Annotated in this window: 2 protein-coding genes; both read right to left on the bottom strand. The window is 69.0% G+C overall.

Annotated elements, in window-relative coordinates:
* Positions 1-936 (bottom strand): transposase family protein (locus MKW14_RS40670; RefSeq protein ID WP_240871824.1); only part of this gene is annotated, 936 nt, incomplete at its 3' end.
* Between the two features lie 69 nt (positions 937-1005).
* Positions 1006-1221 (bottom strand): winged-helix domain-containing protein (locus tag MKW14_RS40665; RefSeq protein ID WP_276623369.1); only part of this gene is annotated, 216 nt, incomplete at its 5' end.

The raw sequence follows: 1221 nt of genomic DNA, 5'->3' as shown, positions 1-1221 counted from the left end.
TGAGATCGTTTCATCTTGAACTCGCAGGTTGCGGTACTGGTGTGAGCCCGTGATGCGGTGCTCGTGCTGGCAGACGGAGTGATCGCCGTCGGGTGATCGTCTGTCCCGCTGGACTTCGCAGTTCGCCAGAACGAGCAGGGCCCGTAGGAGCGTGGTGGCGTGCCGGGCGTTCATGCGGACCTTGGTCAGAATGCGCCAGGTCTTCAGGTTCGCGAAGGCGTGCTCGACGGCGGCGCGTTCGCGGCTGACCAGCCGGTTCGCCTCCTTCTCGGCGTCGGTGAGACGGTGGGAGCGGGTCGCCTTGCGGCCGGTGATGATGACCGGAGCATCGTCGGGGTCGTCGTCGAGGCCGACGAAGCCGAGGTCGGACAGGGCGCCGAGGCCGGCCTCGCGTAGATGCCTGGTGATGTGGTCGTGGCGAGCGGCGGTGATCTCGCTGGCCCGGCCAGCGCGGGCGGAGGAGATCCAGATCAGGTTTCCCTTCTCGTCGGTCAGTGCGAGGAAGAGCAGGCCATGGGCCTTGTGTTTGCCGCTGTAGTTCTTGCGGTTGTCCGCCCCGGTGCGGCGGCGGGTGCGCACGAGGGTGCCGTCCAGCAGGACCACCGCACCGCCCCGACGGGCGATCTTCTTCAGGGCGCGGTCCAGACGCGGAGCCCGGGCAGCGAGCAGGTCGAGGACCTCCAGCACCCAGCGGCGGACGGTTGCGGCCGAGACGGAGTTGCCGCCGGCCATGTCGGCCAGGCGCTGGTCGTGGCGCAGGACGGCCAGCACGACGATCGCCTGTGTGCCCGGAGCGGCCTTGCGCCAGCGTGTGCCCAGCTGTTTGCGGCGCCGGCGTATCAGTCCGCCGACGAGATCGACGGTCCGCTTCGACACAGGAAGCCGGACCTGGTAGACAACACCGGGAGAGCCCTCGGCGGGCGGCTGTTTCTTCACACAAACGCCAACTCCCGCTGGGGGCCCTCGTGTTACGGCCGGAACTGGCCGTTCTGCCCCAGCCGACGATCAACGCGGCAGGTACCGTCCCGAGCCCGTCCGGGTCAGCCAGCCCCGGTCGGACAGCTTGCGCAACTGGCCGCGGACCGGCTCGACCTGTGCCGGAGTGTTCTCACGGCCCAGCGCGAGCGCAACGTCCTTGGCCATCACCGGTCCCGACGCAGCCGCGATGACCTCCATGATCCGCCGATACTCCGGCGTGAGCACCTCCACCCCCATGCCTTC

The organism is Streptomyces gilvus, assembly GCF_022513565.1.
Classification (GTDB): domain Bacteria; phylum Actinomycetota; class Actinomycetes; order Streptomycetales; family Streptomycetaceae; genus Streptomyces; species Streptomyces gilvus.
The sequence above is the reverse complement of the archived record's forward strand: the minus strand, read 5'-3'. Positions and strand labels throughout refer to the sequence as shown.